The organism is Amycolatopsis orientalis DSM 40040 = KCTC 9412 (assembly GCF_000478275.1).
GTDB classification, from domain to species: Bacteria; Actinomycetota; Actinomycetes; order Mycobacteriales; family Pseudonocardiaceae; genus Amycolatopsis; species Amycolatopsis orientalis.
This window is the reverse complement of the sequence record NZ_ASJB01000015.1, coordinates 358,774-384,839: the sequence shown is the minus strand read 5'-3', so window position 1 is coordinate 384,839 and position 26,066 is coordinate 358,774. Positions and strand designations below refer to the sequence as shown.

Here is a 26,066-nt window from a genome sequence, read left to right as displayed (position 1 = left end):
GGAAGTCAGCGCTTCCAGAACCAGTCTTTGCCGCGGGCCTCGCCCAGTGCGCGCTTCTTGCGCTCGGGGGTGAGCCGGTCCAGGTACAGCTTGCCGTCGAGGTGGTCGACCTCGTGCTGCAGGCACTGCGCGAGTACGTCGACGCCCTCGACCTCGACTGGTTCGTTGCGCAGGTCGACACCGCGCACCACGGCCCGTTTCGCGCGGACGACCGGGAACCACAGCTCGGGCACGGAAAGGCAGCCTTCACCGATCTCGTGCGTCTCCTCGGAGAGTTCGGCGATCTCCGGGTTGATCACGTACCCCGTCAGCCCGCCGACGTCGTAACTGAACACCCGCAGGCCGACCCCGATCTGCGGCGCCGCGAGACCCGCGCGCCCGGCCGGTTTCACCCCGTCCATCAGATCGGTCACCAGCGACTCGATCTTCTTGTCGAATTTCGTGACCGGGTCGCATACGGTCTTGAGCACGGGATCCCCGAAGTAGCGCAGGTCGCGCATCACCATGTTCGAACGTCCTTCTCCGCAGGTCTGAGCGGCAATTCTAGGCCCGCAGCCGCAGGCCCTTGGGAGTCGCCCGGAATCCCGCCTCCTGAAGGACCGTCGAAAGCTCCGAGGTGAGCGCCACCTCGCCGTCGGCCTTCTGCACCGCGAGCTGCCCCAGCCACCCTTCCCGTACTGCTGTGGACAGTGCCCGCGCGGCCGAACGCAAGGTCTCCTGATCCTCGGTGAAACTCAGCAGCGACCGGCCGCCGCGTTCGACGTACATCGCCGGGACACCGTCCACGAGCACCGCCAGCGCGCCCGCTTTCCTTGCCGGGCGGTGCTTCGTGTCACCTGTCGCGGCAGGCCACGGCAACGCGGCGCCGTAGGGCTGGGCGGGGTCGGCGGCGGCGAGCACGACCGCCCCCTCCGGGGTGGTGCGCTGCGTCCCGGACTGCGCGCGCAGCCTGTCGACGGCGCCCTTCGCCGCGAACTGCGCGGCCCCGAGCCCCTCGACGACGTAGCCCCGGATGACCTGGCCCGAATCCTCCATCCCGCGCAAAACCTTGTAGATCCCGGAAAAACCGCCGGTCACCCGCTCGGTGTCGAGCGCGCCCCTGGTGAGGACACCGTGCCGTTCCAGGAACGCCTCGGTGCGCGCGTGCGCGCGCCTGGTCGGATCCGGTTCGCGGTCCGGGGTCAGCGCCCAGCGACCGGCGACCGTCGGCGGACCGGTCCGCGACGGCATCGCCGGCCTTCCGGCCCGAAGCCGCGCGTACCGGCCCCGGGGAGCTTGCCGCCGGGGCTTGTGCGCGGCGCCCGAACCGGAGACCTGCGCCCGCAGCGGCCCCAGCGTGTCCCCGGTGACGAGTCCGGCCCACACCAGATCCCACAGCGCGGCAACGACTTCACCGTCGTTGGGCGGCGTTTCGACCAACGGCGACGCCCGGTCGACGAGCTGGCGGAAGAACTGCGCTCCACCCTCCAAAGTGGACAGGATGGCCGCGTGGAGCGGGCCGGAGGGCAGATCGTCGTCGAGGTCGGGCAGCAGCAGATCGGCGACGTCGGTGGGCGCGAGCGCCAGCCAGCCGTCCCCGCCGGACAGGGAACCGCAGCCACACCAGGTGACCTCGCCCGCCGTGGTCAGTTCGTCGAGCAGCGACGGCGTGTAGCCGGGCAGCCTGCTCGGCAGGATCAGCGACTCGACCGCGCTCGCCGGGAGCGGCGCGCCCGCCAGCTGCTCGACCACGGACAGCACGTCGTCGGCCGTCGGCGCCGAACGCACTCGCGCGCCGATGCCGTGCCACGACGGCAGGAACCGGCCCAGTGCCGCCGGTTCGACCGGCTCCACCTCGGCCCGCAGCCGCGCCAGCGACGCCCTCCGGAGCCTGCGCAGCACCGAGGCGTCGCAGAACTCCATCCCGACGCCGTGGGTCTCCGGATGCCCGACCGGGCTCAGTTCCCCGCGGACCAGCCTGCCTTGGGCGGTCAGCCTGTCCAGCACGCCGGTGACCACGGCCGTGCCCAGCCCGAACCGCTCGGCGGCCTGCCAGGCACTGAACGGGCCACGACCGCGCGAGTAGCGCGACAGCAGGTCGCCGACCGGGTCCTCGACCGGTTCCGTGAACGCTTCCGGCACGCCGACGGGCAGCGCGGTGCCCAGCGCGTCCCGCACCCGGCCAGCGTCCTCGATGGCGATGAAACGTTCACCGCCGCCGATGCGGACCCGGATCACCCGCCGCGCGGCCTCCAGTTCCTCCAGCCACTCCCGCCGGATACCGCGGGCGGCGGCCTCCTCGATCGAGAGATCTCCGAGGAACCGCAACAGATCCGCGGCTTCTTCGGCGTTGCGGGCGTGCCTGTCGGGATCGAGCCGCTGCAGAGACCGCTCGACCTCGGCGACCACCTCGGCGTCCAGCAGTTCCCGGATCGCCTCGGTGCCGAGCAGTTCGGCCAGCAGCGTCGAATCCAGCGCCAGCGCCGCCGCGCGCCGTTCCGCGAGCGGGGCGTCGGTCTCGTACAGGAACATCCCGACGTAGCCGAAGAGCAGGCTGCGCGCGAACGGCGACGCCGAGGGAGTCTCGACCTCGACCAGCTTGACCTTCCGCGACCGGACGTCGGCCATCAGTTCGCGCAGCCCGCCGACGTCGTACACGTCCTGCAGGACTTCCCGCATCGCTTCCAGTACGACGGGGAACCGCTCGTACTTGGCCGCCACCGAAAGCAGTTGCGACGCGCGCTGCCGTTGCTGCCACAGCGGGGTGCGGCGGCGCGGATCCCGGCGGGGGAGCAGCAGCGAACGTGCCGCGCACTCCCGGAACCGAGCGGCGAACACCGCCGAACCGCCGACCTCGGCCACGATCAGCTGCTCGACCTCTTCCGGATCGAGCAGCACGTCTTCGACGCCGATGGTGATTTCCGAGCCCTCGGAGTCCAAGGCCTCCGGCAGCCGCAGCACGATGCCGTCGTCGGAATGCGCCACCTGCGCGTCGACCCCGCGGTTCTCCCGCAGCCGGGCCGCGATCGCGAGCGCCCACGGCGCGTTGACCTGAGCGCCGAACGGGGAGTGCAGGATGACCCGCCAGTCCCCGAGTTCGTCGCGGAACCGTTCCAGCAGAACGGTTTTGTCGTTGGGGACATGCCGGGTCGCCGACTTCTGTTCTTCCAGATACGCCAGCAGGTTGTCGCAGGCGTACTCGTCCAGCCCGGCGACGGCGGCGCGCTCCCTGGCCACCGATGGTTCCGAAGTGGACAGTTCACGGACGAACGCGCCCAGCGCCCGCCCAAGTTCCAGCGGGCGGCCGGGGGCGTCACCCTTCCAGAACGGCATCCGCGCGGGCTCACCCGGCGCGGGCACGACGATCACGCGGTCGTGGGTGATGTCGGTGACCCGCCAGGAGGAGGTGCCGAGCAGGATGGTGTCCCCGACGCGGGATTCGTAGACCATCTCCTCGTCGAGTTCACCCACCCGCGACCCGGGTTTGTCGTCGGCACCCGGCGTCATCACGGTGAACAGGCCGCGATCGGGGATCGTGCCGCCGGAGGTCACCGCCAGCCGTTGTGAACCGGGGCGGCCGTGCAGTTCGCCGCTGACCCTGTCCCAGGTGATCCGGGCACGCAGTTCCCCGAACTCCTCGCTCGGGTACCGGCCGGCGAGCATGTCGAGGACCGCCAGCAGCGCGTCGTCCGGCAGGGACGCGAACGGCGCCGCGCGGCGGACGAGGGCGGCCACGTCGTCGACCGTCCACGATTCCAGCGCCACCATCGCCACGATCTGCTGCGCGAGCACGTCCAGGGGGTTGCGCGGGTACCGCACCGCCTCGATCGCCCCGGAGGCCATCCGCTCCGCGACCACCGCGCAGGAGACGAGGTCGCCCCGGAACTTCGGGAACATCACCCCGCTCGACACCGCGCCGACCTGGTGCCCGGCCCGGCCGACCCGTTGCAGTCCCGAAGCGACCGTCGGCGGTGCCTCGATCTGCACGACGAGATCCACCGCGCCCATGTCGATGCCCAGTTCCAAAGAGGACGTCGCCACGACACAGGCGAGGCGGCCCGTCTTGAGCTCCTCTTCGACGTGGGTGCGCTGTTCCCGCGACATCGAGCCGTGGTGCGCCCGCGCGATCACCGGCGCCGCGCCGGTGGTGAGCCCGGACTGGCCGATCGCCTCGGCCGGATACCGCTGGTCGGGCTCCAGTTCGGACCGTTCCGCGACGAGTTCGTTGAGCCGCGCCGTCATCCGCTCGGTGAGCCGCCGCGAGTTCGCGAACACGATCGTCGACCGGTGGGCCTGGATCAGTTCGAGGACCCGTTCCTCCACGGCGGGCCAGATGGACGGCCTGCGCGGTGCGCCGTCGATCTCCTCCAGGGCACCGGGCAACCGGGCGAGACCCGCGTCGAGGTCTTCGTTCTGCTTCGGCCCCTGAGGTCCGTCGAGATTGGACATGTCCTCGACCGGGACCTCGACGCGGACCTCGATCGTCTTCGCGAGCTTCGGCTGGACGACCGTAACCGGCCTGCCGCCGGCGAGGAACGAGGCGACCTCGTCGATCGGGCGGACCGTCGCCGACAGGCCGATCCGCTGGGCAGGCTTCTCCAGCAGCGCGTCGAGCCGTTCGAGCGAGAGGGCCAGATGCGCGCCGCGTTTGCCGCCCGCGACCGCGTGCACCTCGTCGATGATCACCGTCTCCACGCCGCGCAGCGAATCGCGCGCGGAGGAGGTGAGGATGAGGAACAGCGACTCCGGTGTGGTGACCAGCACATCCGGCGGTGTCTTGCCGAAGGAGCGCCGCTCGGCCGCGGTGGTGTCGCCGGTGCGCATGCCGACGCCGATGTCCGGCACCGGCAGCCCCAGCCGCCGCGACGCCTGGGAAATACCGGCCAGCGGGGCCCGCAGGTTGCGCTGGACGTCGACGGCCAGCGCCTTCAGCGGCGAGACATAGAGGACACGGCAGCGTTTACGCGGTTCGGACGGCGGCGGCTCGACCGACAGCCTGTCCAGCGCCCAGAGGAACGCCGACAGCGTCTTACCGGACCCTGTCGGGGCCACCACCAGCGCGTGTTCCCCGGCGTGCGCGGCTCGCCAAGCCCCTTCCTGCGCGCGGGTGGGCGCGGCGAAGGCCCCGGTGAACCAGTCCCTGGTCGCGGGGGAGAAGAGGTCGAGTACGTCTGCCACGTCCTCCATAGTGCGCCGGACCCCCGACAGTTTCGCCCCGAGGCATCTCCGGTACCTGGTCGGGGACGAGTTTGGCGGGTCCGCACGTACGGTGACCTCGGTCGTGGGAACATCACGGCCAGCGCGGCCGGATCGTCGATCGGGGGCGGCCGCCGTTCGTCTTGTGAAGGGGAAGAGCTGTGCGGATCCTGTCGGTGGACCTCGGTACGTCCAACACCGTGGCCGTGCTGTCGGCGCACGGGAGGCCGCCGCGGGTGGTCGAGGTCGACGGTTCGGCCAATATGCCGTCCGCGGTGTTCGCGACCGAGGACGGCACGATCATGGTCGGCCGGGACGCCGAACGCCGTGCCCGGCTCGACCCGACCCGGTTCGAGCCCAACCCCAAGCGCCGGATCGACGAGCAGACGCTGCTGCTGGGCACCGACGTCATCCCGGTCACCGAGGTACTGGCCGCGATCCTGCGCCGCGTCCTCGACGAGACCACCCGCCAGCTCGGCGGTGAGATGCCCGACGAGGTCCGGCTCACCCATCCCGCGCAGTGGGGCCAGACGCGCCGCAACGTGCTGCTGTCCGCCGCCCGCCTCGCCGGGATGGGCGGCAACCTGGTGCTCGTCCCCGAGCCGGTCGCCGCGGCGGCGCATTTCGCGTCGTTCCCCGGCAAGACGCTCGCGCCGGGGCAGGCGCTCGCCGTGTACGACCTCGGTGCCGGCACCTTCGACGTCGCCATCGTCGGCGCGACGCCGAACGGCGGCTTCACCGTCGTCGCCGAAGACGGCCTTCCCGACCTCGGTGGTCTCGACGTCGACCAGGCCCTGCTGGTGCACGTCGGACGTGAGGTCTCGCACAAGGATCCCCAGCGCTGGCAGCGGGTTCTGCGGCCCGAGTCCACTCCGGACCGCCGCACGCGCCGCGCGCTGCAGGAGGACGTGAAGGCGGCGAAGGAGGCCCTTTCGCGGCACCCGCAGACCGAGGTCCCGATGCCGGAACCGTTCGAGGACGTACTCGTCACCCGCGGCGAACTCGAGGCGCTGGTACGGCCGTCGATGCTGCGCAGTGTCGAACTGATGGCCAGGGTGGTCCGTTCGGCCGGGATGACGCCGGACCGGCTCGCCGGTATCTACCTCGTCGGCGGTTCGAGCAGGCTCCCGCTGGTCGGCAGCCTGATCGCGGAGAAGCTCGGCGTCGTCCCCGGCAGCCTCGACCAGCCCGAGACCGCGGTGGCGCTCGGTGCCCAGCACGTCGCTTCCGACGGCATCAGCTCGCGTACGCAGGGCGTCGAAGGGCAGGTCGCGGCGGGAACCGGTGCGCACCAGACCGGTCCCGGCGCTTCGGGCGCGTACGCGCCGCCTCCGCAGCAGGTCGCGTCGATCCCCGGGTACTCGGGTGGGGGCCCCAGTCAGACCAGCGGACCCGGTCACTCCGGCGGCTTCCCGCAGTCGGGCTATCCGAACAGCGGCCCGCAGCAGGTGCAGCAGCAGCCCGCGCCGACGAACTTCCCGACGTACTCGCTGGCCGGCAACGACACCGGCGACAAGGCGAAGGCGGCCAAGAAGAAGCCGGTCGTCATCGGTGCGATCGCGGCCGTCGTCGTGCTGATCGCCGCCGGGCTCGTGTACTTCCTGACGTCCTCGTCGGCGACCACCTACACCGCCGACGAGTGCAAGACGCCCACCGCGGCCGACGACAAGGGCCTCACCGGCTGCCTGCGCCAGCTCGCCGGGAAGATCGCCGACACCGGCGACTGCAAGCCCGGGATGGGCAACGGGCCGGCGAAACCGGCGGAGGACCTCGGTGTGACGTCGACCTGCTCCGCGCCGGGCCGCGCCGGAACCCAGGTGACCTACCTGCAGAGCGACTCCGCGGAGAAGCTCAAGGCCTACACCGGCCAGCTGCTTGCCTTCGCCGGAGGCGACCGCACCGAGGCCAAGTGGGCGGGCAACGCCCTCGAGGGCCAGTACTCGTCGGCGGCGGGACGGAACGCGGCCGTGCTGGTGTTCACCGTGACCGACCGGCCGCTGGTCGGCTTCATCTACCAGGTCCCGGCCGAAGGACAGAACCCGACGCCGGGCGAACTGGCCGATTACTTCGAGAAGAGCGTCCAGCCCGGCGAGTGACTCGATGCCTGTCGTTCGCGGGCTGCGCGTTAAGGCCCCCTTCCCTCGGCTCAGCCGAGGGAAGGGGGCCTTCACGCGTTTCGGGCCGGGGGCGAGGCTAGACTCCGCCCGATGCGTATCACGGTCTTCCGGCGGCTGATGGCCGACGAATTCGGTCCCGGACGTGCGGAAACCCTCTCCAGGGATCACGTCTTCGGTGACCTCGGGGGCCGGACCGTCGAACAGGCCCTTGCCGCGGGAACCTCGGCCAAGGACGTCTGGCGGGCGGTCTGCGACGCCTTCGAGATCCCGCCGGAGCGGCGCTGACCTCGGAGAACGGCCGCACACTTCAGCGCAACGGCGTGTCGGTCACGTCCTCGAACACACGTTCGTCTATGGTGTTGTCCACAACGGGGTCAGCGATCCACAGCTTGGGCGCGAGGCCTGGAATTGTCGGTGGTCGCCCGTAGCGTCGGACCCGACAGCTCAGAACTGAACAAGCCCTACCCGGCTCAACCAACGAGGTGGACTCCATGGCACCAGCAGCACCCGACAAGGACAAGGCGCTCGAACTGGCCCTCGCCCAGATCGACAAGCAGTACGGCAAGGGCTCGGTCATGCGCCTCGGCGAAGAGGGCCGCGCCCCGATCGCCGTCATTCCGACCGGTGCCATCGCACTCGACGTCGCGCTCGGGATCGGCGGCCTGCCCCGCGGCCGGGTCATCGAGATCTACGGTCCGGAGTCCTCCGGTAAGACCACCGTCGCGCTGCACGCGGTCGCCAACGCGCAGAAGAACGGCGGCATCGCCGCGTTCATCGACGCGGAGCACGCGCTGGACCCGGAGTACGCCAAGAAGCTCGGAGTCGACACCGACGCGCTGCTGGTCTCCCAGCCGGACACCGGTGAGCAGGCGCTCGAGATCGCGGACATGCTGATCCGCTCCGGCGCGCTCGACATCCTGGTCATCGACTCGGTCGCCGCGCTCGTGCCGCGCGCCGAGATCGAGGGCGAGATGGGTGACAACCACGTCGGCCTGCAGGCCCGGCTGATGAGCCAGGCGCTGCGGAAGATGACCGGCGCGATGAACAACTCCGGCACCACCGCGATCTTCATCAACCAGCTGCGCGAGAAGATCGGCGTCATGTTCGGCTCCCCGGAGACCACGACCGGTGGTAAGGCGCTGAAGTTCTACGCGTCGGTCCGGCTGGACGTCCGCCGCATCGAGACGCTGAAGGACGGCGGCGAGCCCGTCGGTAACCGCACCCGCGTCAAGGTCGTCAAGAACAAGGTCGCGCCGCCCTTCAAGCAGGCCGAGTTCGACATCCTCTACGGCAAGGGTGTCTCCCGCGAGGGTTCGCTGATCGACATGGGTGTCGACCAGGGCATCCTGCGCAAGTCCGGTGCCTGGTACACCTACGAGGGCGACCAGCTGGGCCAGGGCAAGGAGAACGCCCGCAAGTTCCTGCTGGACAACCCGGACATCGCCAACGAGATCGAGAAGCGCATCAAGGAGAAGCTCGGTATCGGCGCCGTCGTCGACGCCGAAGCCGCCCCGGCGCCGGTCGACTTCTAAGGGCCCCCGGAGTCGGTCGCGTGATTTTCGTCTGGAGTGATGGCTGAATGCGAGCGCCCAAAGTGGATCCGGCGGAGTTGCCGCCGGACGAGCGGAGGAAGAAGGCCAAGGAGATCTGCTTCGATCTCCTGGCCGCGCGCCCGCGCTCCACGGAGGAACTCCGCCAGGCGCTGAAGCGCAAAGGCTTCGACGAGGAGACGTCGGAGACCCTGCTCGGTAAGCTGGACCAGGCAGGGCTCATCAACGACGCCGAGTTCGCCGAGATGTGGGTTCGTTCCCGTCATGCCAATATGGGCCTGGCGCGGAACGCCCTCGTGGCCGAACTCAAACGCAAAGGAATCGATGGGGATATCGCCGTCCAGGCCGCCGAAGAGGTGGACCGAGAGGCAGAGGAGCAGCGCGCCCGAGAGCTGGTACGGAAGCGCATGCGCTCCTTGGGCAACGTCGACGAGCAGACGGCGATCCGTCGCCTGCTGGGCTTCCTCGCCCGCAAGGGCTATCCCCAGGGGCTGGCCTACACCGTGATCCGCGACGAACTCCGCGAGTTCGGCGCGGAGGCGTCGCTTCTGGATGACGCCGCTCTCGACTGAGCCCCTTTCATCTCAGCGCTCACCGGCCGTGCGGCCGGTTTTGGCGTGCGGTGGGCTGAAAGCGTCCTTCACCGCGTGTGATGCGAGGAAAGCGTCCTTCGCCGCATCAGATGCGGTGAAGGGCCCCTTCAGCCCGGCCAGCACCGAGTCCACCCACGCTGACCAGCGCCGACACGACCGATCAGGAATCGAGAAGCACCGGACGGCCTCCCGGAAATAGCGTTACCGGCATGAACTTCATCGACGCCATCACCCTCGAAGTGGCCGACACCGCGGCCGCCGAACGCTTCTACACCACCGCCTTCGGGCTCGACACCCAGCTTCGGCTGCGGGCCTCGCAGGAGCCCACCACCGGCTTCCGCGGCTACACCCTTTCCCTCACGGTGTCCCAGCCCGCCAACGTCGACGCCCTGATCGAGGCGGCCGTCGTCGCCGGGGCGACCGTGATCAAGCCCGCCGCGAAGTCGATGTGGGGTTACGGCGGAACCGTCCAGGCTCCGGACGGCGCGATCTGGAAGATCGCCACCTCGGCGAAGAAGAACACCGGCCCGGCCACCCGCGAGATCGACGACATCGTCCTGCTGCTGGGCGTCGCCGACGTCGCCGCGAGCAAGAAGTTCTACGTCGAGCACGGTCTCACCGTCGGGAAGAGCTTCGGCCGTATGTACGTCGAGTTCGAATCCGGTTCCAGTCCGGTGAAGCTGGCGCTGTACCGGCGCAAGGCACTGGCCAAGGACGCCGGCGTCGCACCGGAGGGCACCGGCTCGCACCGGATCGCGGTCAGCGGCCCCGCCGCCCCGTTCACCGATCCGGACGGCTTCGTGTGGGAGACCTCCGCTCTCGCCAGCCAGTCCTGATGTGCCACTACCGCATGCCCCCGCTCGCCGCCTACCAGGGAGAGAACACCATGAGCACCACGTACGAAGGATTCACGGCCGAAGAGAAGGCCGCGATGAAGGAACACGCCCAGGACATGAAGAAGTCCGCGCGCCGGGGTTCGGCCGCTGACAAGGCCGCGGCGGCGGAGCAGGACGTCGTCGCGAAGATCGCCGAGATGCCCGACGAGGACCGGGTGCTCGCCGAGCGCGTCCACGCCATCGTGAAGGCCAACGCCCCGGCGCTCGCGCCGAAGCTCTGGTACGGCCAGCCCGCCTACGCGCTCGACGGCAAGATCGTCTGCTTCTTCCAGGCGAAGGCGAAGTTCAAGACGCGGTACGCGACACTCGGCTTCAACGAGGCCGCCCAGCTGGACGACGGCGAAATGTGGGCGACTGCCTTCGCGCTGACCAAGATGACCGCCGCGGTGGAGAAGCGGATCGCCGCCTTGGTGAAGCAGGCCGTCGGCTGACGGGCGGAGTGGCCGCTCGCTTTAGCGCGGGATTGGCCACTCGCCCGGCAGCGGCGAAACCCTAGGCTCGGGTGATCACTGGGAGGACCACATGATCACCATCGCCCCACTCGAATCCGAAGACCGCGAAGCCTGGGAAACCCTGTTCCGCGCGTACATCGCCTTCTACGAACGCGTTTCGCCCCAGGAGGTCTACGACCGCGCCTGGCGTGAATTCCGGACAGGGGAGCGGATGCACGCGCTCGGTGCCCACCTGGGCGGCGAACTCGTCGGGATCACGCACTTCCTGGTGCACCCCAGCACTTCCGCGCTCTCCGACGTCTGTTACCTGCAGGACCTGTTCACCGCGCCGGAAGCCCGCGGCAACGGTGTCGCACGGGCGCTGATCGACGCGGTCGCGGACTGGGCCCGTACCCGCGGATGCGAGAGGGTTTACTGGCACACCAAGGAATCCAACGCCACCGCGCGCCGCCTGTACGACCGGGTCGCGGTGAACCGGGGATTCATCCAGTACCAGCTCCCGCTGTGAAAACAGTGAGGGCCACCCGTCACCCGAGTGGCCCTCACCGGAAGGATCAGAGCTTCGACGCCGCCGCGGCGAAAGCCTCGATCTTCCCGAAGTCCTTGGCCGCCAAGGCATCCTTCGGCGTCAGCCAGGAACCGCCGATGCAGCCCACATTGGACAGTGCGAGGTAGTCCGGCGCGGTCTTCACGGTGATGCCGCCGGTCGGGCAGAAGCGCAGCCCGGGCAGCGGACCGCCGATCGACTTCAGGTACGCCACGCCGCCGCTGGCCTCGGCGGGGAAGAACTTCAACGCCGTCAGCCCTCGTTCGGCCAGCCGCATCGCCTCCGAAACGGTGCTCGCGCCCGGGAGGAAGGGCAGGCCGGTGTCGAACGCGGCGTCCAGGACCGAGTCCGTGCAGCCGGGGGTCACCAGGAACTTCGCGCCGGCGTCGGCGGCCTGCTTGGCGTGCTCCGGAGCGGTGACCGTCCCGGCGCCGATCACGATCTCCGGGACCTCCGCGGCGATCCGCTCGATGGAGGCGAGCGCCGCCGGGGTGCGCAGGGTCAGCTCGATCACGCCGATCCCGCCCGCGAGCAGGGCCCGCGCGGTGGGTACCGCGTCGGCGGCGTCGTCGAGCACGACGACGGGCATCACGGGGGACAGGCCGAGCAGGTCCGCGCCGGTGGTCACTGGGTTACCTCCACAGGGGTCAACGTGTGCGCCGGAGCGCCGAAGTGTTCCGGCGTGAGCGGTCCGAAAACGCTCGCGCCCTGATCGGCGGGTCCGACCGCGCGGCGCAGCGCCGCGAACAGCTCCCGGCCGGTGCCGGTCCAGGATGCCTCCGAAGGCGGGGAGTCCACCAGTTCACGACGGGCGAGTTCTTCGTCACCCACGAACACGTCCAGCGTCCCGGCCTTCGCGTCGAGCCGGACGACGTCGCCGTCGGCGATCCGCGCGATCGGGCCGCCCACGGCGGCTTCCGGGGTCACCTGGATCGCGGCGGGGATCTTGCCGGACGCGCCGGACATCCGGCCGTCGGTGAGCAACGCCACCTGGTGCCCGCGGTCCATCAGCACACCCAGTGCCGGGGTGAGCCCGTGCAGTTCGGGCATCCCGTTGGCCTGCGGGCCCTGCTGGCGGATGACCACGACGACGTCCCGGTCCAGCTCGCCCGCCTCGAAAGCGTCCTTGAACGACTTCTGGTCGGTGAACACCCGCGCCGGGGCCTGGACGATCCGGTGCTCGGGCGCCACCGCGGACACCTTGATCACCGCGCGGCCGAGGTTGCCCGCGACCATCCGCAGCCCGCCGTCGGCGGCGAACGGCCGCCACGCCGGGCGCAGGACGTCTTCGTCGAGGCTGCGCGTCGGCACGTCGCGCCAGACCAGTTCGCCCTCGGACAGGATCGGCTCCTGCCGGTAGCGGTGCAGGCCCGGTCCGACGACGGTCTGGACGTCCTCGTGCAGCAGGCCCGCGTCGAGCAGCGTGCCGACCAGGAACTGGATGCCGCCGGCGGCGTGGAAGTGGTTGATGTCCGCGCTGCCGTTCGGGTACACGCGGGCCAGCAGCGGGATCACCGACGACAGGTCGGAGAAGTCGTCCCAGGTCAGCTGGATGCCCGCGGCGGCGGCGATGGCGACGAGGTGCATCGTGTGGTTGGTCGAACCGCCCGTGGCGAGCAGCGCGATGACGCCGTTGACGACGGCCTTCTCGTCGATCACCCGCGAGACCGGCGTGTACTCCTCGCCGCGCGAGAGCCGCACGACGCGGCGCCCGGCCTCTTCGGTGAGCACCCGCCGCAGCGGCGAGTTCGGCTGCACGAAGCTCGCGCCCGGCAGGTGCAGGCCCATCACCTCGACGACCATCTGGTTCGAGTTGGCCGTGCCGTAGAAGGTGCAGGTGCCCGCCGAGTGGTACGAAGCCGCTTCGGCGTCCAAGAGGTCTTCGCGGGTCGCCTTGCCTTCGGCGTACAGCTGGCGCACACGCGCCTTCTCCTTGTTCGGCAGGCCGGAGTTCATCGGCCCGGCCGGTACCAGGATCGCCGGGAGGTGCCCGAAGGACAGCGCGCCGATCAGCAGGCCCGGCACGATCTTGTCGCAGACGCCGAGCAGCAGCGCCGCGTCGAACATGTCGTGTGACAGCGCGATCGCGGTCGACATCGCGATCACCTCGCGGCTGAACAGCGACAGTTCCATCCCCGGACGGCCCTGGGTGACGCCGTCGCACATCGCGGGCACGCCGCCGGCGAACTGGGCCACTCCGCCCGCCTGGCGGACCGACCCCTTCAGCATGGCGGGGTACTCCTGCATCGGCTGGTGCGCCGAAAGCATGTCGTTGTAGGAGGAGACGATCGCGACGCCCGGCGCCCGCGCGGCGCGCAGTGCCGCTTTGTCGACACCCTCCATCGCGGCGAAGCCGTGGGCGAGGTTGCTGCAGTCGAGGCCGCGCCGCACCGGACCTTCTTCGTGGGCGGCGGCGACGCGCTCGAGGTACGCGGCGCGGGTTTCGGCGCTGCGGGCGGCGATGCGTTCGGTGACTTCGGCGATGATGGGGTGGACGTTCGGGGCGGTGCTCATGTCCGGCTCCGGATCACTGGTCGTGGTGGTCCGCGGGACGGCAACGCTGACGTCGCTGGGTCGTGACAGTGGCCACAGTACCTCGGCGGAAAGCGCGAATCAAAATCGATACAGAAGATCGACTCGCGTGACCTCCGTCACGCCCCTAGGTTCTACTGTGCTACTTGTCACATTGCACAACGCGCGGCAGAGTCGTGAGGGCGAGGATCGCTTGCCTTCGAAGGCTCAAGCGGCCAACCGAACCGACCATCGGGAGGTACCGATGTCCACCACAGAGATCGCCGAGCTTCGGCGAGCCATCGGTCAGCTGAGGCAGTGCGTCGGCGCGCTGCGGTCCCGATACGGCGACGCTTCGGCGGTACGGCGCCTGGTGAACGACCTCGAGCGGCTCGACATCGACGCGACGGACCTCGACACGACCCCGATCGCGGTGCCCGCGCAGGCGAAGGCCGCCGATCGTGTCCAGGTGCCCGATACGCCGTACGACCCGGCGCTCTGGCACGGCGCCGATGACGAAGGCGTCGGCGGCTACAAGCGCGACCAGCGGTGAGCGCCCCCGCCGGCAACGAGGCCGGACGGGGTACGGGGGTCCGCGCAGCGTCGCGGGCCCGGATCGCCGAAAAAACGCTGCGCACCGACCGGTGGTGGCTCTCCCCGCTGCTGACCGTCCTCGGCCTCTCCGCCTTCATCGTCTACGCGACGATCAGGTCCTTCGTCCGCACCGCCTACTGGGTGCCCGAGTACCACTACCTGACGCCGTTCTATTCGCCCTGTGTCTCGGAATCCTGCGTCGAAGGCTCCCGGCATTTCGGGGCCTGGTTCGGCGAGCTGCCGGGGTTCATCCCGCTCGGCTTCCTCGTCCTGCCGTTCCTGCTGGGCTTCCGGCTGACCTGCTACTACTACCGCAAGGCGTACTACCGCGCGGTCTGGTTCTCGCCGCCCGCGTGCGCGGTCGCCGAACCGCACACCAAGTACACCGGGGAGACCCGCCTGCCGTTGATCATCCAGAACTCCCACCGCTACTTCTTCTACGTGGCCGTGGTCGTCTCGCTGGTCAACACCTACGACGCGATCACCGCGTTCCACGGCAAGACCGGCGGTTTCGGCTTCGGGCTCGGCAATATCGTGCTGCTCGGCAACGTGATCCTGTTGTGGGCCTACACGTTGTCGTGTCACTCGTGCCGTCACGTGACCGGCGGCAGGCTGAAGCACTTCTCGAAACATCCGGTCCGCTATTGGATCTGGACGCAGATCACGAAGCTCAACACCCGGCACATGGCGCTCGCGTGGACGACGCTCGGCACGCTCGTGCTGACCGACCTCTACGTGATGCTCGTGGCCAGCGGCGCGATTTCGGATCTGCGGTTCATCAACTAGCGGCGCGGGAATCCCCGTCCCCGACAACGGCGTCCAGCTTTGAGGTGGCTTTTTCTATGACCGAGGTCGAACGGCTCAACTACGACGTCGTGGTGATCGGTGCCGGTGGCGCCGGGCTCCGCGCGGTCATCGAGGCGCGCGAACGCGGCTTCAGCGTCGCGGTGGTGTGCAAATCGCTGTTCGGCAAGGCGCATACGGTGATGGCCGAAGGCGGCTGCGCGGCGTCGATGGGCAACGCGAACTCGAACGACAACTGGCAGGTCCACTTCCGCGACACCATGCGGGGCGGGAAGTTCCTCAACAACTGGCGGATGGCCGAACTGCACGCCAAGGAGGCACCGGACCGGGTCTGGGAACTGGAGACCTACGGGGCGCTGTTCGACCGGACGAATGACGGCCGGATCAGCCAGCGCAACTTCGGCGGGCACACCTACCCCCGGCTCGCGCACGTTGGCGACCGCACCGGGCTCGAACTGATCCGCACGATGCAGCAGAAAATCGTTTCGCTGCAACAAGAGGACTTCAAGGAGACCGGCGACTACGAGGCGCGGATCAAGGTCTTCGCCGAATGCACGATCACCGAGCTGCTGACCGACGACGGCCGGATCTCCGGTGCCTTCGGGTACTGGCGCGAGAGCGGCCGGTTCATCCTGTTCGAGTCGCCGGCGGTGGTGCTGGCGACCGGAGGTATCGGGAAGTCGTTCAAGGTCACCTCGAACTCGTGGGAGTACACCGGTGACGGGCACGCGCTGGCGCTGCGGGCCGGGGCGACGCTCATCAACATGGAGTTCGTCCAGTTCCACCCGACGGGCATGGTCTGGCCGCCGAGTGTGAAGGGGATCCTGGTCACCGAAGGCGTCCGTGGTGACGGCGGGGTCCTCAAGAACACCGAGGACAAGCGGTTCATGTTCGAGTACGTCCCCGACGTGTTCAAGGGGCAGTACGCGGACAGTGAGGAAGAGGCCGACCGCTGGTACACCGACCAGGAGAAGAACCGCCGCACCCCGGACCTGCTGCCCCGGGACGAGGTGGCGCGCGCGATCAACTCCGAGGTCAAGGCGGGCCGGGGATCGCCGCACGGCGGCGTCTTCCTCGACATCGCCAGCAGGCTGCCCGCGGAGGAGATCCGCAAGCGGCTGCCGTCGATGTACCACCAGTTCAAGGAACTCGCCGACGTCGACATCACGAAGGAACCGATGGAGGTCGGCCCCACCTGTCACTACGTGATGGGCGGGATCGAGGTCGACCCGGACACGGCGTCGTCGAGTGTGCCGGGCCTGTTCGCGGCCGGTGAATGCTCCGGCGGGATGCACGGGTCGAACCGGCTCGGCGGGAACTCGCTTTCGGATCTGCTCGTCTTCGGCCGCCGCGCGGGGCTCGGTGCCGCGTCCTACGTCGCGGAACTGAAGGAGCGGCCGAAGGTCAGTCAGTCCGATGTGGACGCCGCCGCGGCGATGGCGCTCGCGCCGTTCGACCCGCCGGGTGACGGCGTCGAGGAAAACCCGTACAGCCTGCACACCGAACTGCAGCAGTCGATGAACGACCTGGTCGGCATCATCCGCAAGGCCGACGAGATCGAGCGGGCGCTGGAGAAGCTCGGGGAACTGCGCGAGCGGATCAAGCGGGTCACCGTCGAGGGGCACCGGCAGTTCAACCCCGGCTGGCATCTCGCCGTCGACCTGCGGAACATGCTGATGGTCAGTGAGTGTGTCGCGCGGGCGGCGCTCACCAGGACCGAGAGCCGGGGCGGGCACACCCGGGACGACCATCCGGGCATGGATCCCCAGTGGCGCAACAAACTCCTCGTCTGCTCGGCCACCCCCGGTGACAACCCGGTGGTGCCGGACATCGGCGTCGAGGTCAAAGCGCAGACCCCGCTGCGGCAGGACCTGCTGGAGTTGTTCGAGCTGTCCGAGCTGGGGAAGTACTACACCGACGAAGAACTGACGTCGCACCCCGGGAGTCCGGCATGAGCTATAAGGCGAGTTTCCGGGTCTGGCGCGGCGACGCCGACTCGGGTGAGCTGCAGGACTACAGCGTCGAGGTGAACGAGGGCGAGGTCGTCCTCGACATCATCCACCGGCTGCAGGCGACCCAGGCCTCGGATCTGGCGGTGCGGTGGAACTGCAAGGCGGGCAAATGCGGTTCGTGCTCGGCGGAGATCAACGGCAAACCGCGGCTGCTGTGCATGACCCGGATGTCGACCTTCACCGAGGACGAGGTCATCACCGTGACGCCGATGCGGACGTTCCCGGTGATCCGCGACCTGGTGACCGACGTGTCGTTCAACTACACCAAGGCGCGGGAGATCCCGTCGTTCACGCCGCCCCCGGAGCTGAAGCCGGGGGAGTACCGGATGCAGCAGGTCGACGTCGAGCGCTCGCAGGAGTTCCGCAAGTGCATCGAATGCTTCCTGTGCCAGAACACCTGCCACGTCGTGCGTGACCATGAGGAGAACAAAGAGGCCTTCGCCGGGCCCCGGTACCTCATGCGCATCGCCGAACTGGAGATGCACCCCCTCGACGTCGCCGACCGGCGGGACGAGGCGCAGGAGGAACACGGGCTCGGCTACTGCAACATCACCAAATGCTGCTCGGACGTGTGCCCGGAGGGCATCCACATCACCGACAACGCGCTCATCCCGATGAAGGAACGCGTCGCGGACCGGAAGTACGACCCCATCGTGTGGCTGGGGAACAAGCTCTTCCGGCGGGACCAGTAGCCCGAGCCTCGTGAGTGGTAATGACGGTTCTAACCAACCCTCATTTGGGTACCTGCTCGTAGCCTGCGGCTTTGCTCGCGGTGAAGTACATGATGGCCCCCTTCCTTGCGCCTGGCGCAAGGAAGGGGGCCATCATGTACTGGGGAAGGTGTGAAGGTCGAGTTTCCTCGGCTGAGCCGAGGGAAGGGGGCCTTCACGCGCTACCGCTGTGACTGGTGGTGCCACTGAGCCTGGTGGCGATGGTCCGAGCCGTCCGTGAAGGACTCCTTGAGGGACCCTGAGTCCCTCAAGGAGTCCTTCACGGCCAGCCGCTAACGAACCTACCCCCGGTAGGTACCTAAAACACCCTTGGTTCTAACCGTCATTACCACTCACGAGGCTTTTAATCGTTTGCCCCTGCTCACCGGGCCGTCGCATACTTACGCCATGAACGTTGGTATGGAAGAGAAACACGGCTCTCCGCCGTCGCACTAGCGCGACGTCGACAAGGGAGCCGCCCTTCGGGAAACCGAACCGGGCGGCTTTTTCGTTGTGCGTTCTTCCCCTTTTACTTCTGGAACGAAACGTCCTCGGTGCACGGTGTGCGCCGGAGACGTGTTCCAGGCCAAGGCGCATTGGTCCAGCGGTACGGATACCGGGTTTTCACCCCGGTGACAGGGGTTCGACTCCCCTATGCGCTACGCCCCGGCACGGCGGGGAAACCTGTTCCGTCGTTCCGGTGCGGCGGTGTGGGGTCCGTGTGGTCCACACCGCCAGACGCGCACGGTCCGGTGACCGGCCGGGATTCATAGCCCCGGCCAGCCTGGCTCGACACCAGGGTGCGCGACTCAGGCGCCTTTGCGGGCGCTGTGCACATCGCCTTGTTCGTGGCGATGCAGCACGATGTCCTGGAAACCGTTGTCGCGCAAGCCCTTTTCCAGGGTGAGGCCGTTCGTGGCGACGACCACCAGCTGTCCGCCCGCCACCAGGCTCGCGGCGATGCGGCCAAGGTGGTCGGAGGCGTCCAGGAAGGCCAGGACGATGTCGAAGGTCCCCATCACCGGCAGCCGGTCGAGGTGATGGACCTCGTACGAGATCCCGGCGGGATCGCGTTCTTCTTCGCGCTGCGCGACCGCGATCAGCCTCTGGTCCGCGTCGACCCCGACGACCCGGCGGGCGCCTCGGGCGCGGAACAGCCGGGGATAGCGGCCATCGCCGCACCCGACGACCAGGACCGACCTGCCCGCCAGGTCCGGAAGCGCTTCGAGCAGCGTCGTGGCCTGGTCCGCCATACGGCCGACGCTAGCCGAGAGGTCACCGTCCGGACAGGACCAAGAGGCCGTATCCCGGAGTACATGAAGGCCCCCTTCCTGTACCTGGGCGCAAGGAAGGGGGCCTTCATGTACTTATGGAGCTACAGTGCGCCACCGCTCGCGTCGTCGCGCTGCATGACAACGCTGGACGGAGCGTCGTGCATCGGCTTCGCGCCCTTGGGCGCCTTCTTCCGCCGGGCCAGCTTGTTTTCCAGCCAGCCCGCCAGCGTGGTCAGAAGCAGGTTCAGCACGATGAAGATGATCGCGATGACGATCAGCGTCGGGATCGTGTTGCTGTAGAGGCCGGTGAGCGGTCCGGAGGAACGGATCAGCTCATTGAAACCAATCGTCAACTGACCAGCCAACGCGGTGTCCTTGAGAATGACGACCAGCTGACTGACCAGGGCGGGCAGCATCAAGGTGACCGCCTGCGGTAGCAGGACAGTCATCATGATCTGGGTCTTACGCATGCCCAGTGCGGACGCGGCCTCACCTTGGCCTTTGGGCAGCGACAGGATACCCGCGCGGAACACCTCGGCCATGACCGAGCCGTTGTAGAGGACCAACCCGGTCACCGCGGCGAACAGCGGCCGGATCTCGGCGTCAATGCCGGTGTAGAAGGCGTAGAACGCCGCGGCGAAGACCATCAGCAGCAGCACGGGGATAGCCCGGAAGAACTCGACGACCGCGCCGACCGGAACCCGGATCCACTTGTGCTCCGACAGCCGCCCGATACCCAGCAGCGCGCCGATCGGCAAAGCGATCACGATGGAAAGCCCGGCCGCCTTCAAGGTGTTGAGCAGGCCCGGGAGGAGGAACTGCGTCCACGTCGCACCGTCGAGGAAGGGCTTCCACAGAGCGCCCGCCCACTGGCCCTTCTCGTCGAAGCCCGCGTAGATGTAGTAGATGACCAACGCCAGGACGAGCACGAAAAGTACGCTGTAGAGCCAGTTTCGCGCCCGCGCCTTGGGGCCGGGGATGTCGTAGAGAACGGTCTGCGCGCTCATCGCTTGACCTCGACCTTCTTGGCGACCCAGCCCAGCAGCAGGCCGAGGGGGAGGACCAGGATGACGAAACCGGCGGCGAAGAGGAGGAAGACCAAAAGCAGCGAGTCGGACTCGTTTTCGATCATCTCCGACATCAGAAGCGATGCCTCAGCCACACCGATGATCGACGCGACCGTGGTGTTCTTCAGCAGCGCGATCATGACGTTCGCCAGCGGCGCGATCACCGATCGGAACGCTTGCGGCAGCACGATCATCGTCAGCACCTGGAGGAAACCGAGACCCAGTGCGCGGGCGGCTTCGGCCTGACCGACCGGCACGGTGTTGATACCCGACCGTAGCGATTCGCAGACGAACGTCGCGGTGTAGGCGATAAAACCGAGGATCGCGAGCCGGAAAGCGTTGTCCTCCAGCGACGTCGTCGACTCGGACGAGGCCAGGCTGACTCCCAGGGTGGAGGACAGTCCCAACGACGTGAAGACGATGATCACCGTCAGCGGGGTGTTCCGGAAGATGTTGACGTAGGCGGTGCCGAACGCCCGCATGATCGGAACCGGGCTCACCCGCATCCCCACCAGGATCGTGCCCCAGATCAGGGAACCGATCGCGGAGAAGAAGGTGAGCTTGATCGTCATCCAGAAGGCGCCGAGCAAGTCGTAATTGGGATTGTCGAGGAAATCGAACAAGGTGCTCAACCCAGCCTCGGTACGGGAACGGTGCGCCGCGGTACACGGCGCACCGTTCGATTCCTTCAGTTCAGCGGCTCAGTGAGCCGGGTGTCAGGAGATGGCCGGGGGCTCCGGGATCTTGTAGCCCGACGGACCGACGTTCTTCTCCAGAGCGGCCTTCCACGCGCCGTCCTGCTGCATCTTCTTGATGGCGTTGTTGATCGCGGTGACACTCTCGGCGTCGTCCTTCTTCAGGCCGACGCCGTACTTCTCGTCGGTGAAGCCCTTGCCGACCAGTTTCAGCTTCCCAGGCTGCTGCGCGGCGTAGCCACCGAGGATCACGTCATCGGTCGTCATGGCGTCGACGGTTCCGTTGAGCAGATCGGTGACGCAGTCGGTGTACTTGCCGCGCTCCTGGAGCTGCACCTCCTTGGCGTACTTCTCCTTGACGTTCTGCGCCGGGGTCGAACCCTTGACCGAGCAGAGCTTCTTGTTGCCGGTCAGCGACTCCGGGCCGGTGATGTCGGTGGAGTCGGCGCGGACCAGCAGGTCCTGGTGGGCGATGAAGTACGGGCCCGCGAACGAGACCTCGTTCTTGCGCTTGTCGGTGATCGAGTAGGTGGCGACGATGAAGTCGACCTCACCCTTCTTGATCAGGTCCTCACGCTGCGCGGACTGCGCTTCCTTCCAGGTGATCGCCGACTCCTCGACGCCGAGCTCCTTGGCGATGTACTTCGCCACGTCGACGTCGAACCCGGCGTAGGTGCCATCGGCCTGCTTCTGGCCGAGACCCGGCTGGTCGAACTTGATGCCGATGGTCAGCTTCTTGTCGTTCTTGGCCTTCGCCACCACGTTCTTGGCGCCGCTGGAGCCGCTGCCGGCGTCCGACCCGCCGCCACCACAGGCGGAGAGGGCGAGACCGGCCGCCACGACGGCCGCGCTCATTCGCAGAACTCGGTTCAACCGCATTCTTCTCAGTTTCCTTCCGAATCTTGTCCAGCCATACCGGCCGGCGGGGAAGTCCTTAGTGGGTAAGGATCTTGCCGAGGAAGTCCTTCGCCCGGTCGGTCTTGGGCTTGGTGAAGAACTCGTCCGGGGTGGAGTCCTCGACGATCTCGCCGTCGGACATGAACACCACCCGGTTCGCCGCACGCCGCGCGAAGCCCATCTCGTGGGTGACGACGAGCATCGTCATCCCGTCCTTCGCGAGCGTCGTCATCACGTCGAGGACCTCCTGGACCATCTCCGGGTCCAGTGCCGAGGTCGGCTCGTCGAACAACATCACCTTGGGGCGCATCGCCAGCGCGCGGGCGATCGCCACACGCTGCTGCTGCCCGCCGGAAAGCTGCGCCGGGTACTTGTCGGCCTGGTTGGCGATGCCGACCCGTTCGAGCAGGTCCATCGCGGTCTTGCGGGCTTCGGCCGAGTTGACCTTGCGGACCTTCATCGGCGCGAGCATGACGTTCTCGACGATCGTCTTGTGCGCGAACAGGTTGAAGGACTGGAACACCATGCCGACGTCGGCCCGCAGCGCCGCCAGGGCCTTGCCTTCGGCGGGCAGCGGGACGCCGTCCACGGCGATCTCGCCGGAGTTGATGGGCTCCAGCCGGTTGATCGCGCGACACAGCGTCGACTTGCCAGACCCGGACGGCCCGAGCACGACCACGACCTGCCCACGCGGCACCTCGAGGTTGATCTCCTTGAGCACGTGCAGGTCGCCGAAGTACTTGTTCACGGCGGCCGCCTTGATCATCGGCGCCGCCACCTCCGCGGTCATCTGGCCTCCAGGAGCGTTCGTTTGCAGGGGACTGCGGGGTCAGGCACCACGCGATGGCGGAAACCTACTCCCGTCGGACCGCTTGTAAAGGCGGCTTGACCAATACTTAGGGTTTCAAGTCCGTATCGTTCTCAAGCCACCGGACGGCCCCGGTCACGCCCGTCCGGCGCTGATCAGCCTAGACAAGGCGGGGGTGTCCCGTAAGCGGGGTCACACAAGATCTGTGACGCATCGTGACCGTTACCGCGTGCGGCAGGTCACTCACTGGGCCGGACGGCCCAGCGGTACGGGCAGCGCGGGAGGTGACTCACCCCATAGAGTCGTTCTTCCAGTCGTCGCTGTGCGGGGATGGCGTGAAAGGGAAACACGGGTGCGGGTACTGCTGGTGGAGGACGACGACCGGGTCGCGGGTGCCTTGACGCCCGCGCTGACCCGGCGTGGCCTGACGATCAAACGCCTTGCCTCCGGCGCCGGGGTGCTCGACCTGGTGCACGAGGTCGACGTCGTCCTGCTCGACCTGGGGCTTCCCGACGTCGACGGGATCGTGCTGTGTCGCCGGATCCGCGCGGTCAGTGACGTCGCGGTGATCGTCGTTTCGGCGCGGGGAGAGGTCGACGACCGGATCCAGGGCCTGCGGTCCGGCGCCGACGACTACCTGGTGAAGCCCTACGACGTCGACGAACTCGTCGCCCGGGTCGAGGCCGTGCGCCGCCGCCGGGGCGAGCGCCCGGCCGCCTCCGAACCGGCCGGGGTCATCCGGGCGGGTGATGTCTCGGTCGATATCGGGCGACATGAGGTGCAGGTCGACGGGCAGCCGGTTTCGTTGTCCCGCAAGGAGTTCCAGGTGCTCGCGCTGGTGGTCTCCGCGCGCGGCGCGGTCTGCGCCCGTGACCACGTGCTCAGTGAGGTCTGGGGACACCGCGGTCCCGCGGAGAGCCGCTCGCTCGACGTCCACGTCGCCACCCTGCGCACCAAACTGGGCAGGCCCGCGATGATCGAGACCGTCCGCGGCGTCGGGTACCGCCTCGGCGGCGCCTACGGCCCGGCGGAAGAGGGCTGAGCCGGTGCGCGTCCGGCTCCAGGCGATCGTGCTGACGCTGGTCGCGGCGCTCGTGTTCGGCCTCGGCATCCCGCTCGCGCTCAGCGTGGCGGCCAGTGTGCAGCTCGACCTCTTCCTCGACAGGCTCACCGACACCTCGCGATTCGCTTCGCTGGCGCAGCGCCCGCTGGTGGAGAACCGGCCGGACCTGATCGAGGACGAACTCCGCCGCTACACCGAGGTCTACAACGTCCCGGTGGTGATCGTCGACCAGGACGGCGAGGCCGTGGTGAGCGCGCTCGGCGGACCCGGCGCGGCCGCCCGGATCAACCTGAAGGACGCCGCCATCGCCTCGCATATCCAGGCGGCGCTGGCCGGACGGCGGTCGGAACCCGGCCCGCTGCTGATGCCGTGGAACACCGAGCCTCTGGTGCTCGCCGAACCGATCCTCATCGACGGCGAGGTGCGGGGCGCGGTGATCACCCTGTCCTCGACCGAACGCGCCCGGACCGAGCTGCTGTGGTGGTGGCTGCTCATCGCGGCGGGCGCCGTGCTGGCGTTCGGGTTCGCGCTGGTCATCGCCGTGCCGGTGGTGCGCTGGATCCTGCGTCCGGTCCGCCGCTTGGACGAGGCGACCGGGGAACTGGTCGCCGCCGTCGTCAGCGGCCGGGAGGTGCAGCGGGTGGGGGAGACGGGCGGGCCGCCGGAACTGCGGCAGCTCGAACGGTCCTTCGACCGGATGGCCGCGAGCGTCGACGAGGCACTCTCGGCGCAGCGTGCCTTCGTCGCCGATGCCTCCCACCAGCTGCGGAACCCGCTGACCGCGCTGAAGATCCGGCTCGGCAACCTCGACGGGCACGTCGACGACGATCTGGCCGCGGCCGACCTCGAAGCCGCCGTCGTGGACGCGCGGCGGCTGAACCAGATCCTCGACGAACTCCTCTCTTTGGCCCGCGCCGAGGCCTCGGGCGGAGAACTGGTGCCGGTCGCCCTCGACGAGGTGGTGGGTGCCCGGGTCGCCGACTGGACGGTGGTCGGCCGGACCAGGGACATCTCGCTGACCGCGTCCGGGCTCGGCGGCGGGCTGCGGGTGCTCACCCCGGCGCGCGGGCTCGAAGTGGTGCTCGACGCGCTGCTGGACAACGCGCTGAAGTTCACCGAGCCGGGGACCGAGGTGCGGGTCACCGTCACCGAGGCGGACGGGAAGGTCGACATCGCCGTCCGCGACCACGGGCCCGGCCTGCGCGAAGACGAACTCGAGCGGGCCGCGGACCGGTTCTGGCGCAGCACCTCGCATCAGAACGTCCCCGGATCCGGGCTGGGCCTGGCGATCGTCACCGAGATCATGGCCCGCTCCGACGGCTCGCTGCGGCTCGGCTCACCCGAGGGCGGCGGGCTCGAAGTGACCGTGACGCTGCCTGTCGTCAGTCCTTGAGCGAGCGGAAGTAGCGCAGCGCGCCGGGATGCAGCGGCAGCGGCGAGGTCTCGATGGCCGGGTGGACGTCGATCGACAACGCGGCCCCGGCGGCCTTGACCAGCTCACCGCGTGCGTCGAACAGCCCGCGGACCAGCGCTTCCGCGAGGTCGTCCGGCATCGTGGCCGGTACGACCAGGAAGTTCGGCAGCACGAGCGTGGTCACCGGCGCCTGCAGGTGATAGGCCGTCACCGGGATGGTCGCCGTGCGGTACACCGGATTCCTCGCGCGCAGGTCGTCCGCGAGATCGGTGATGTCGAGCAGCCGGACCTTGCTCGCGCGCTCCGTGATCGACGGCGTCGGCAGGCCACCGGACCAGATGACGGCGTCGATCTGGCGGTTCTCCAGCGCGGGGAGCGCTTCGGTGAGCCCGAGGTTGCGCCGGTCCACCGCGCCGGTCAGCCCGGACACCTCGAGCAGCTGTTTCGACAGGAACTCGACGCCGGAGTCGGGGGAGCCGATCGCGACCTTGAGGCCCCGCAGCTGTGCGAACGAGGTGATCGTGGAGTCGGCCCGGACGACGACGTGCAGGTAGTCGTCGTGCACCCGGGCCAGCGCGGCCAGCCCGGCGGTCTTCTCGGTGGCGACGTCGGCGGCCACGAAGGCGACGTCGGCCTTGCCCGCGCGGACGCGGCCGATGTTGTCCGGCGAGCCCTGGGTCTCCTGGATCTCGGGCCGTTCGGCACCGAGCTGCGCGGCCCACGCGTCGGCCAGCGCCTCGGCCAGCTTGTCGTAGACGCCGCCGTTGAGCCCCGCCGCGATCCGCACGTGTGCCCCGGACAGGTCCGGCCCGCACCCGGCGACCAGGGCGCACACCACGACGAGCACCGCCGCCAGCACACCCGGTCTCCTCATGAGGGTCGATCGT

23 protein-coding genes and 1 tRNA gene are annotated in these 26,066 nt (G+C 68.7%); 14 read left to right on the top strand and 10 right to left on the bottom strand.

Annotated elements, in window-relative coordinates; translation table 11 throughout:
- Positions 1 to 5 precede the first annotated feature (5 nt).
- On the bottom strand, positions 6 to 506 hold the full coding sequence (gene def / locus L324_RS04220) for a peptide deformylase (protein WP_037304231.1): 501 nt from the start codon (positions 504 to 506) through the stop codon (positions 6 to 8).
- 37 nt (positions 507 to 543) lie between these two features.
- The gene (locus L324_RS04215; RefSeq protein WP_152546676.1) at positions 544 to 5,166 is read right to left on the bottom strand and encodes an ATP-dependent helicase; all 4,623 of its coding nucleotides are present in this window, start codon (positions 5,164 to 5,166) and stop codon (positions 544 to 546) included.
- A gap of 170 nt (positions 5,167 to 5,336) precedes the next feature.
- On the opposite strand from L324_RS04215, the gene L324_RS04210 reads away from it, so the two are divergent.
- The 7 genes from L324_RS04210 to L324_RS04180 all read left to right on the top strand — a co-directional run bounded on the left by L324_RS04210 (position 5,337) and on the right by L324_RS04180 (position 11,291).
- Positions 5,337 to 7,271 carry an Hsp70 family protein gene (locus tag L324_RS04210; protein ID WP_037304229.1) on the top strand — a complete coding sequence of 645 codons (1,935 nt, stop codon included), beginning with the start codon at positions 5,337 to 5,339 and terminating at the stop codon, positions 7,269 to 7,271.
- Between the two features lie 111 nt (positions 7,272 to 7,382).
- Positions 7,383 to 7,577 (top strand): DUF3046 domain-containing protein, encoded by a 195-nt coding sequence (locus L324_RS04205; RefSeq protein ID WP_037304228.1) that lies wholly within the window; start codon positions 7,383 to 7,385, stop codon positions 7,575 to 7,577.
- Between the two features lie 206 nt (positions 7,578 to 7,783).
- Entirely contained in the window at positions 7,784 to 8,824 is a 1,041-nt protein-coding gene (recA, locus tag L324_RS04200; RefSeq protein ID WP_020637646.1) for a recombinase RecA, read from the top strand.
- Positions 8,825 to 8,886: 62 nt separating this feature from the next.
- Positions 8,887 to 9,414, top strand: coding sequence for a regulatory protein RecX (locus L324_RS04195; RefSeq protein WP_152546688.1), 528 nt, complete (start codon positions 8,887 to 8,889; stop codon positions 9,412 to 9,414).
- A gap of 230 nt (positions 9,415 to 9,644) precedes the next feature.
- Complete coding sequence (locus L324_RS04190) at positions 9,645 to 10,271, top strand: VOC family protein (RefSeq protein WP_037304224.1); 627 nt, start codon at positions 9,645 to 9,647, stop codon at positions 10,269 to 10,271.
- 50 nt (positions 10,272 to 10,321) lie between these two features.
- Positions 10,322 to 10,762 carry an iron chaperone gene (locus L324_RS04185; protein ID WP_037304477.1) on the top strand — a complete coding sequence of 147 codons (441 nt, stop codon included), beginning with the start codon at positions 10,322 to 10,324 and terminating at the stop codon, positions 10,760 to 10,762.
- Positions 10,763 to 10,853: 91 nt separating this feature from the next.
- A complete protein-coding gene (locus tag L324_RS04180) occupies positions 10,854 to 11,291 on the top strand; it encodes a GNAT family N-acetyltransferase (protein ID WP_037304223.1) in 438 nt (145 codons plus the stop codon).
- Positions 11,292 to 11,337: 46 nt separating this feature from the next.
- On the opposite strand, the gene eda is transcribed toward L324_RS04180, so the two are convergent.
- Positions 11,338 to 11,958 (bottom strand): bifunctional 4-hydroxy-2-oxoglutarate aldolase/2-dehydro-3-deoxy-phosphogluconate aldolase, encoded by a 621-nt coding sequence (gene eda, locus L324_RS04175; protein ID WP_037304222.1) that lies wholly within the window; start codon positions 11,956 to 11,958, stop codon positions 11,338 to 11,340.
- Positions 11,955 to 13,844: a phosphogluconate dehydratase gene (gene edd / locus L324_RS04170; protein ID WP_037304221.1), complete on the bottom strand. Its 1,890-nt coding sequence runs from the start codon at positions 13,842 to 13,844 to the stop codon at positions 11,955 to 11,957. Before edd ends, eda begins: the two co-directional genes overlap by 4 nt.
- A 262-nt stretch (positions 13,845 to 14,106) precedes the next feature.
- Between edd and L324_RS04165 the strand changes: the two genes are divergently transcribed.
- The 5 genes from L324_RS04165 to L324_RS04145 all read left to right on the top strand — a co-directional run bounded on the left by L324_RS04165 (position 14,107) and on the right by L324_RS04145 (position 18,623).
- Entirely contained in the window at positions 14,107 to 14,394 is a 288-nt protein-coding gene (locus tag L324_RS04165; protein WP_037304220.1) for an Rv0250c family protein, read from the top strand.
- Positions 14,391 to 15,221: a succinate dehydrogenase subunit SdhC gene (sdhC, locus tag L324_RS04160; RefSeq protein WP_037304218.1), complete on the top strand. Its 831-nt coding sequence runs from the start codon at positions 14,391 to 14,393 to the stop codon at positions 15,219 to 15,221. The genes L324_RS04165 and sdhC overlap by 4 nt, the downstream gene beginning before the upstream one ends.
- A gap of 56 nt (positions 15,222 to 15,277) precedes the next feature.
- Positions 15,278 to 17,194, top strand: coding sequence for a fumarate reductase/succinate dehydrogenase flavoprotein subunit (locus L324_RS04155; protein WP_037304216.1), 1,917 nt, complete (start codon positions 15,278 to 15,280; stop codon positions 17,192 to 17,194).
- Positions 17,191 to 17,943, top strand: coding sequence for a succinate dehydrogenase/fumarate reductase iron-sulfur subunit (locus L324_RS04150; protein WP_037304215.1), 753 nt, complete (start codon positions 17,191 to 17,193; stop codon positions 17,941 to 17,943). The genes L324_RS04155 and L324_RS04150 overlap by 4 nt, the downstream gene beginning before the upstream one ends.
- Positions 17,944 to 18,551: 608 nt before the next feature.
- Positions 18,552 to 18,623 (top strand) — tRNA-Glu (locus L324_RS04145).
- 147 nt (positions 18,624 to 18,770) lie between these two features.
- On the opposite strand, the gene L324_RS04140 is transcribed toward L324_RS04145, so the two are convergent.
- The 5 genes from L324_RS04140 to L324_RS04120 form a co-directional block, all read right to left on the bottom strand.
- Positions 18,771 to 19,214 carry a class I SAM-dependent methyltransferase gene (locus L324_RS04140; protein WP_037304213.1) on the bottom strand — a complete coding sequence of 148 codons (444 nt, stop codon included), beginning with the start codon at positions 19,212 to 19,214 and terminating at the stop codon, positions 18,771 to 18,773.
- A gap of 122 nt (positions 19,215 to 19,336) precedes the next feature.
- Entirely contained in the window at positions 19,337 to 20,242 is a 906-nt protein-coding gene (locus L324_RS04135) for an amino acid ABC transporter permease (protein WP_037304211.1), read from the bottom strand.
- Positions 20,239 to 20,934 (bottom strand): amino acid ABC transporter permease, encoded by a 696-nt coding sequence (locus tag L324_RS04130; protein ID WP_235783392.1) that lies wholly within the window; start codon positions 20,932 to 20,934, stop codon positions 20,239 to 20,241. Before L324_RS04130 ends, L324_RS04135 begins: the two co-directional genes overlap by 4 nt.
- 84 nt (positions 20,935 to 21,018) lie before the next feature.
- Positions 21,019 to 21,876, bottom strand: coding sequence for a glutamate ABC transporter substrate-binding protein (locus L324_RS04125; RefSeq protein ID WP_173426346.1), 858 nt, complete (start codon positions 21,874 to 21,876; stop codon positions 21,019 to 21,021).
- A gap of 55 nt (positions 21,877 to 21,931) precedes the next feature.
- A complete protein-coding gene (locus L324_RS04120; RefSeq protein WP_173426348.1) occupies positions 21,932 to 22,660 on the bottom strand; it encodes an amino acid ABC transporter ATP-binding protein in 729 nt (242 codons plus the stop codon).
- Positions 22,661 to 23,054: 394 nt separating this feature from the next.
- Between L324_RS04120 and L324_RS04115 the strand changes: the two genes are divergently transcribed.
- Positions 23,055 to 23,744, top strand: coding sequence for a response regulator transcription factor (locus L324_RS04115; protein WP_037304205.1), 690 nt, complete (start codon positions 23,055 to 23,057; stop codon positions 23,742 to 23,744).
- 4 nt (positions 23,745 to 23,748) lie between these two features.
- On the top strand, positions 23,749 to 25,158 hold the full coding sequence (locus L324_RS04110) for a sensor histidine kinase (protein WP_037304203.1): 1,410 nt from the start codon (positions 23,749 to 23,751) through the stop codon (positions 25,156 to 25,158).
- Here the strand turns inward: L324_RS04110 and L324_RS04105 are convergent.
- On the bottom strand, positions 25,148 to 26,053 hold the full coding sequence (locus L324_RS04105; protein ID WP_152546675.1) for a TAXI family TRAP transporter solute-binding subunit: 906 nt from the start codon (positions 26,051 to 26,053) through the stop codon (positions 25,148 to 25,150). The genes L324_RS04110 and L324_RS04105 overlap by 11 nt on opposite strands.
- Positions 26,054 to 26,066: the final 13 nt, after the last annotated feature.

What these genes read in the sequence shown, in the direction of transcription:
- def (WP_037304231.1), bottom strand. Translation starts at nt 506, where the DNA reads ATGGTGATGCGCGACCTGCGCTACTTCGGGGATCCCGTGCTCAAGACC.
- L324_RS04215 (WP_152546676.1), bottom strand. Translation starts at nt 5,166, where the DNA reads ATGGAGGACGTGGCAGACGTACTCGACCTCTTCTCCCCCGCGACCAGG.
- L324_RS04205 (WP_037304228.1), top strand. Translation starts at nt 7,383, where the DNA reads ATGCGTATCACGGTCTTCCGGCGGCTGATGGCCGACGAATTCGGTCCC.
- recA (WP_020637646.1), top strand. Translation starts at nt 7,784, where the DNA reads ATGGCACCAGCAGCACCCGACAAGGACAAGGCGCTCGAACTGGCCCTC.
- L324_RS04190 (WP_037304224.1), top strand. Translation starts at nt 9,645, where the DNA reads ATGAACTTCATCGACGCCATCACCCTCGAAGTGGCCGACACCGCGGCC.
- L324_RS04185 (WP_037304477.1), top strand. Translation starts at nt 10,322, where the DNA reads ATGAGCACCACGTACGAAGGATTCACGGCCGAAGAGAAGGCCGCGATG.
- L324_RS04180 (WP_037304223.1), top strand. Translation starts at nt 10,854, where the DNA reads ATGATCACCATCGCCCCACTCGAATCCGAAGACCGCGAAGCCTGGGAA.
- edd (WP_037304221.1), bottom strand. Translation starts at nt 13,844, where the DNA reads ATGAGCACCGCCCCGAACGTCCACCCCATCATCGCCGAAGTCACCGAA.
- L324_RS04165 (WP_037304220.1), top strand. Translation starts at nt 14,107, where the DNA reads ATGTCCACCACAGAGATCGCCGAGCTTCGGCGAGCCATCGGTCAGCTG.
- L324_RS04155 (WP_037304216.1), top strand. Translation starts at nt 15,278, where the DNA reads ATGACCGAGGTCGAACGGCTCAACTACGACGTCGTGGTGATCGGTGCC.
- L324_RS04150 (WP_037304215.1), top strand. Translation starts at nt 17,191, where the DNA reads ATGAGCTATAAGGCGAGTTTCCGGGTCTGGCGCGGCGACGCCGACTCG.
- L324_RS04140 (WP_037304213.1), bottom strand. Translation starts at nt 19,214, where the DNA reads ATGGCGGACCAGGCCACGACGCTGCTCGAAGCGCTTCCGGACCTGGCG.
- L324_RS04135 (WP_037304211.1), bottom strand. Translation starts at nt 20,242, where the DNA reads ATGAGCGCGCAGACCGTTCTCTACGACATCCCCGGCCCCAAGGCGCGG.
- L324_RS04125 (WP_173426346.1), bottom strand. Translation starts at nt 21,876, where the DNA reads ATGCGGTTGAACCGAGTTCTGCGAATGAGCGCGGCCGTCGTGGCGGCC.
- L324_RS04120 (WP_173426348.1), bottom strand. Translation starts at nt 22,660, where the DNA reads ATGATCAAGGCGGCCGCCGTGAACAAGTACTTCGGCGACCTGCACGTG.
- L324_RS04105 (WP_152546675.1), bottom strand. Translation starts at nt 26,053, where the DNA reads ATGAGGAGACCGGGTGTGCTGGCGGCGGTGCTCGTCGTGGTGTGCGCC.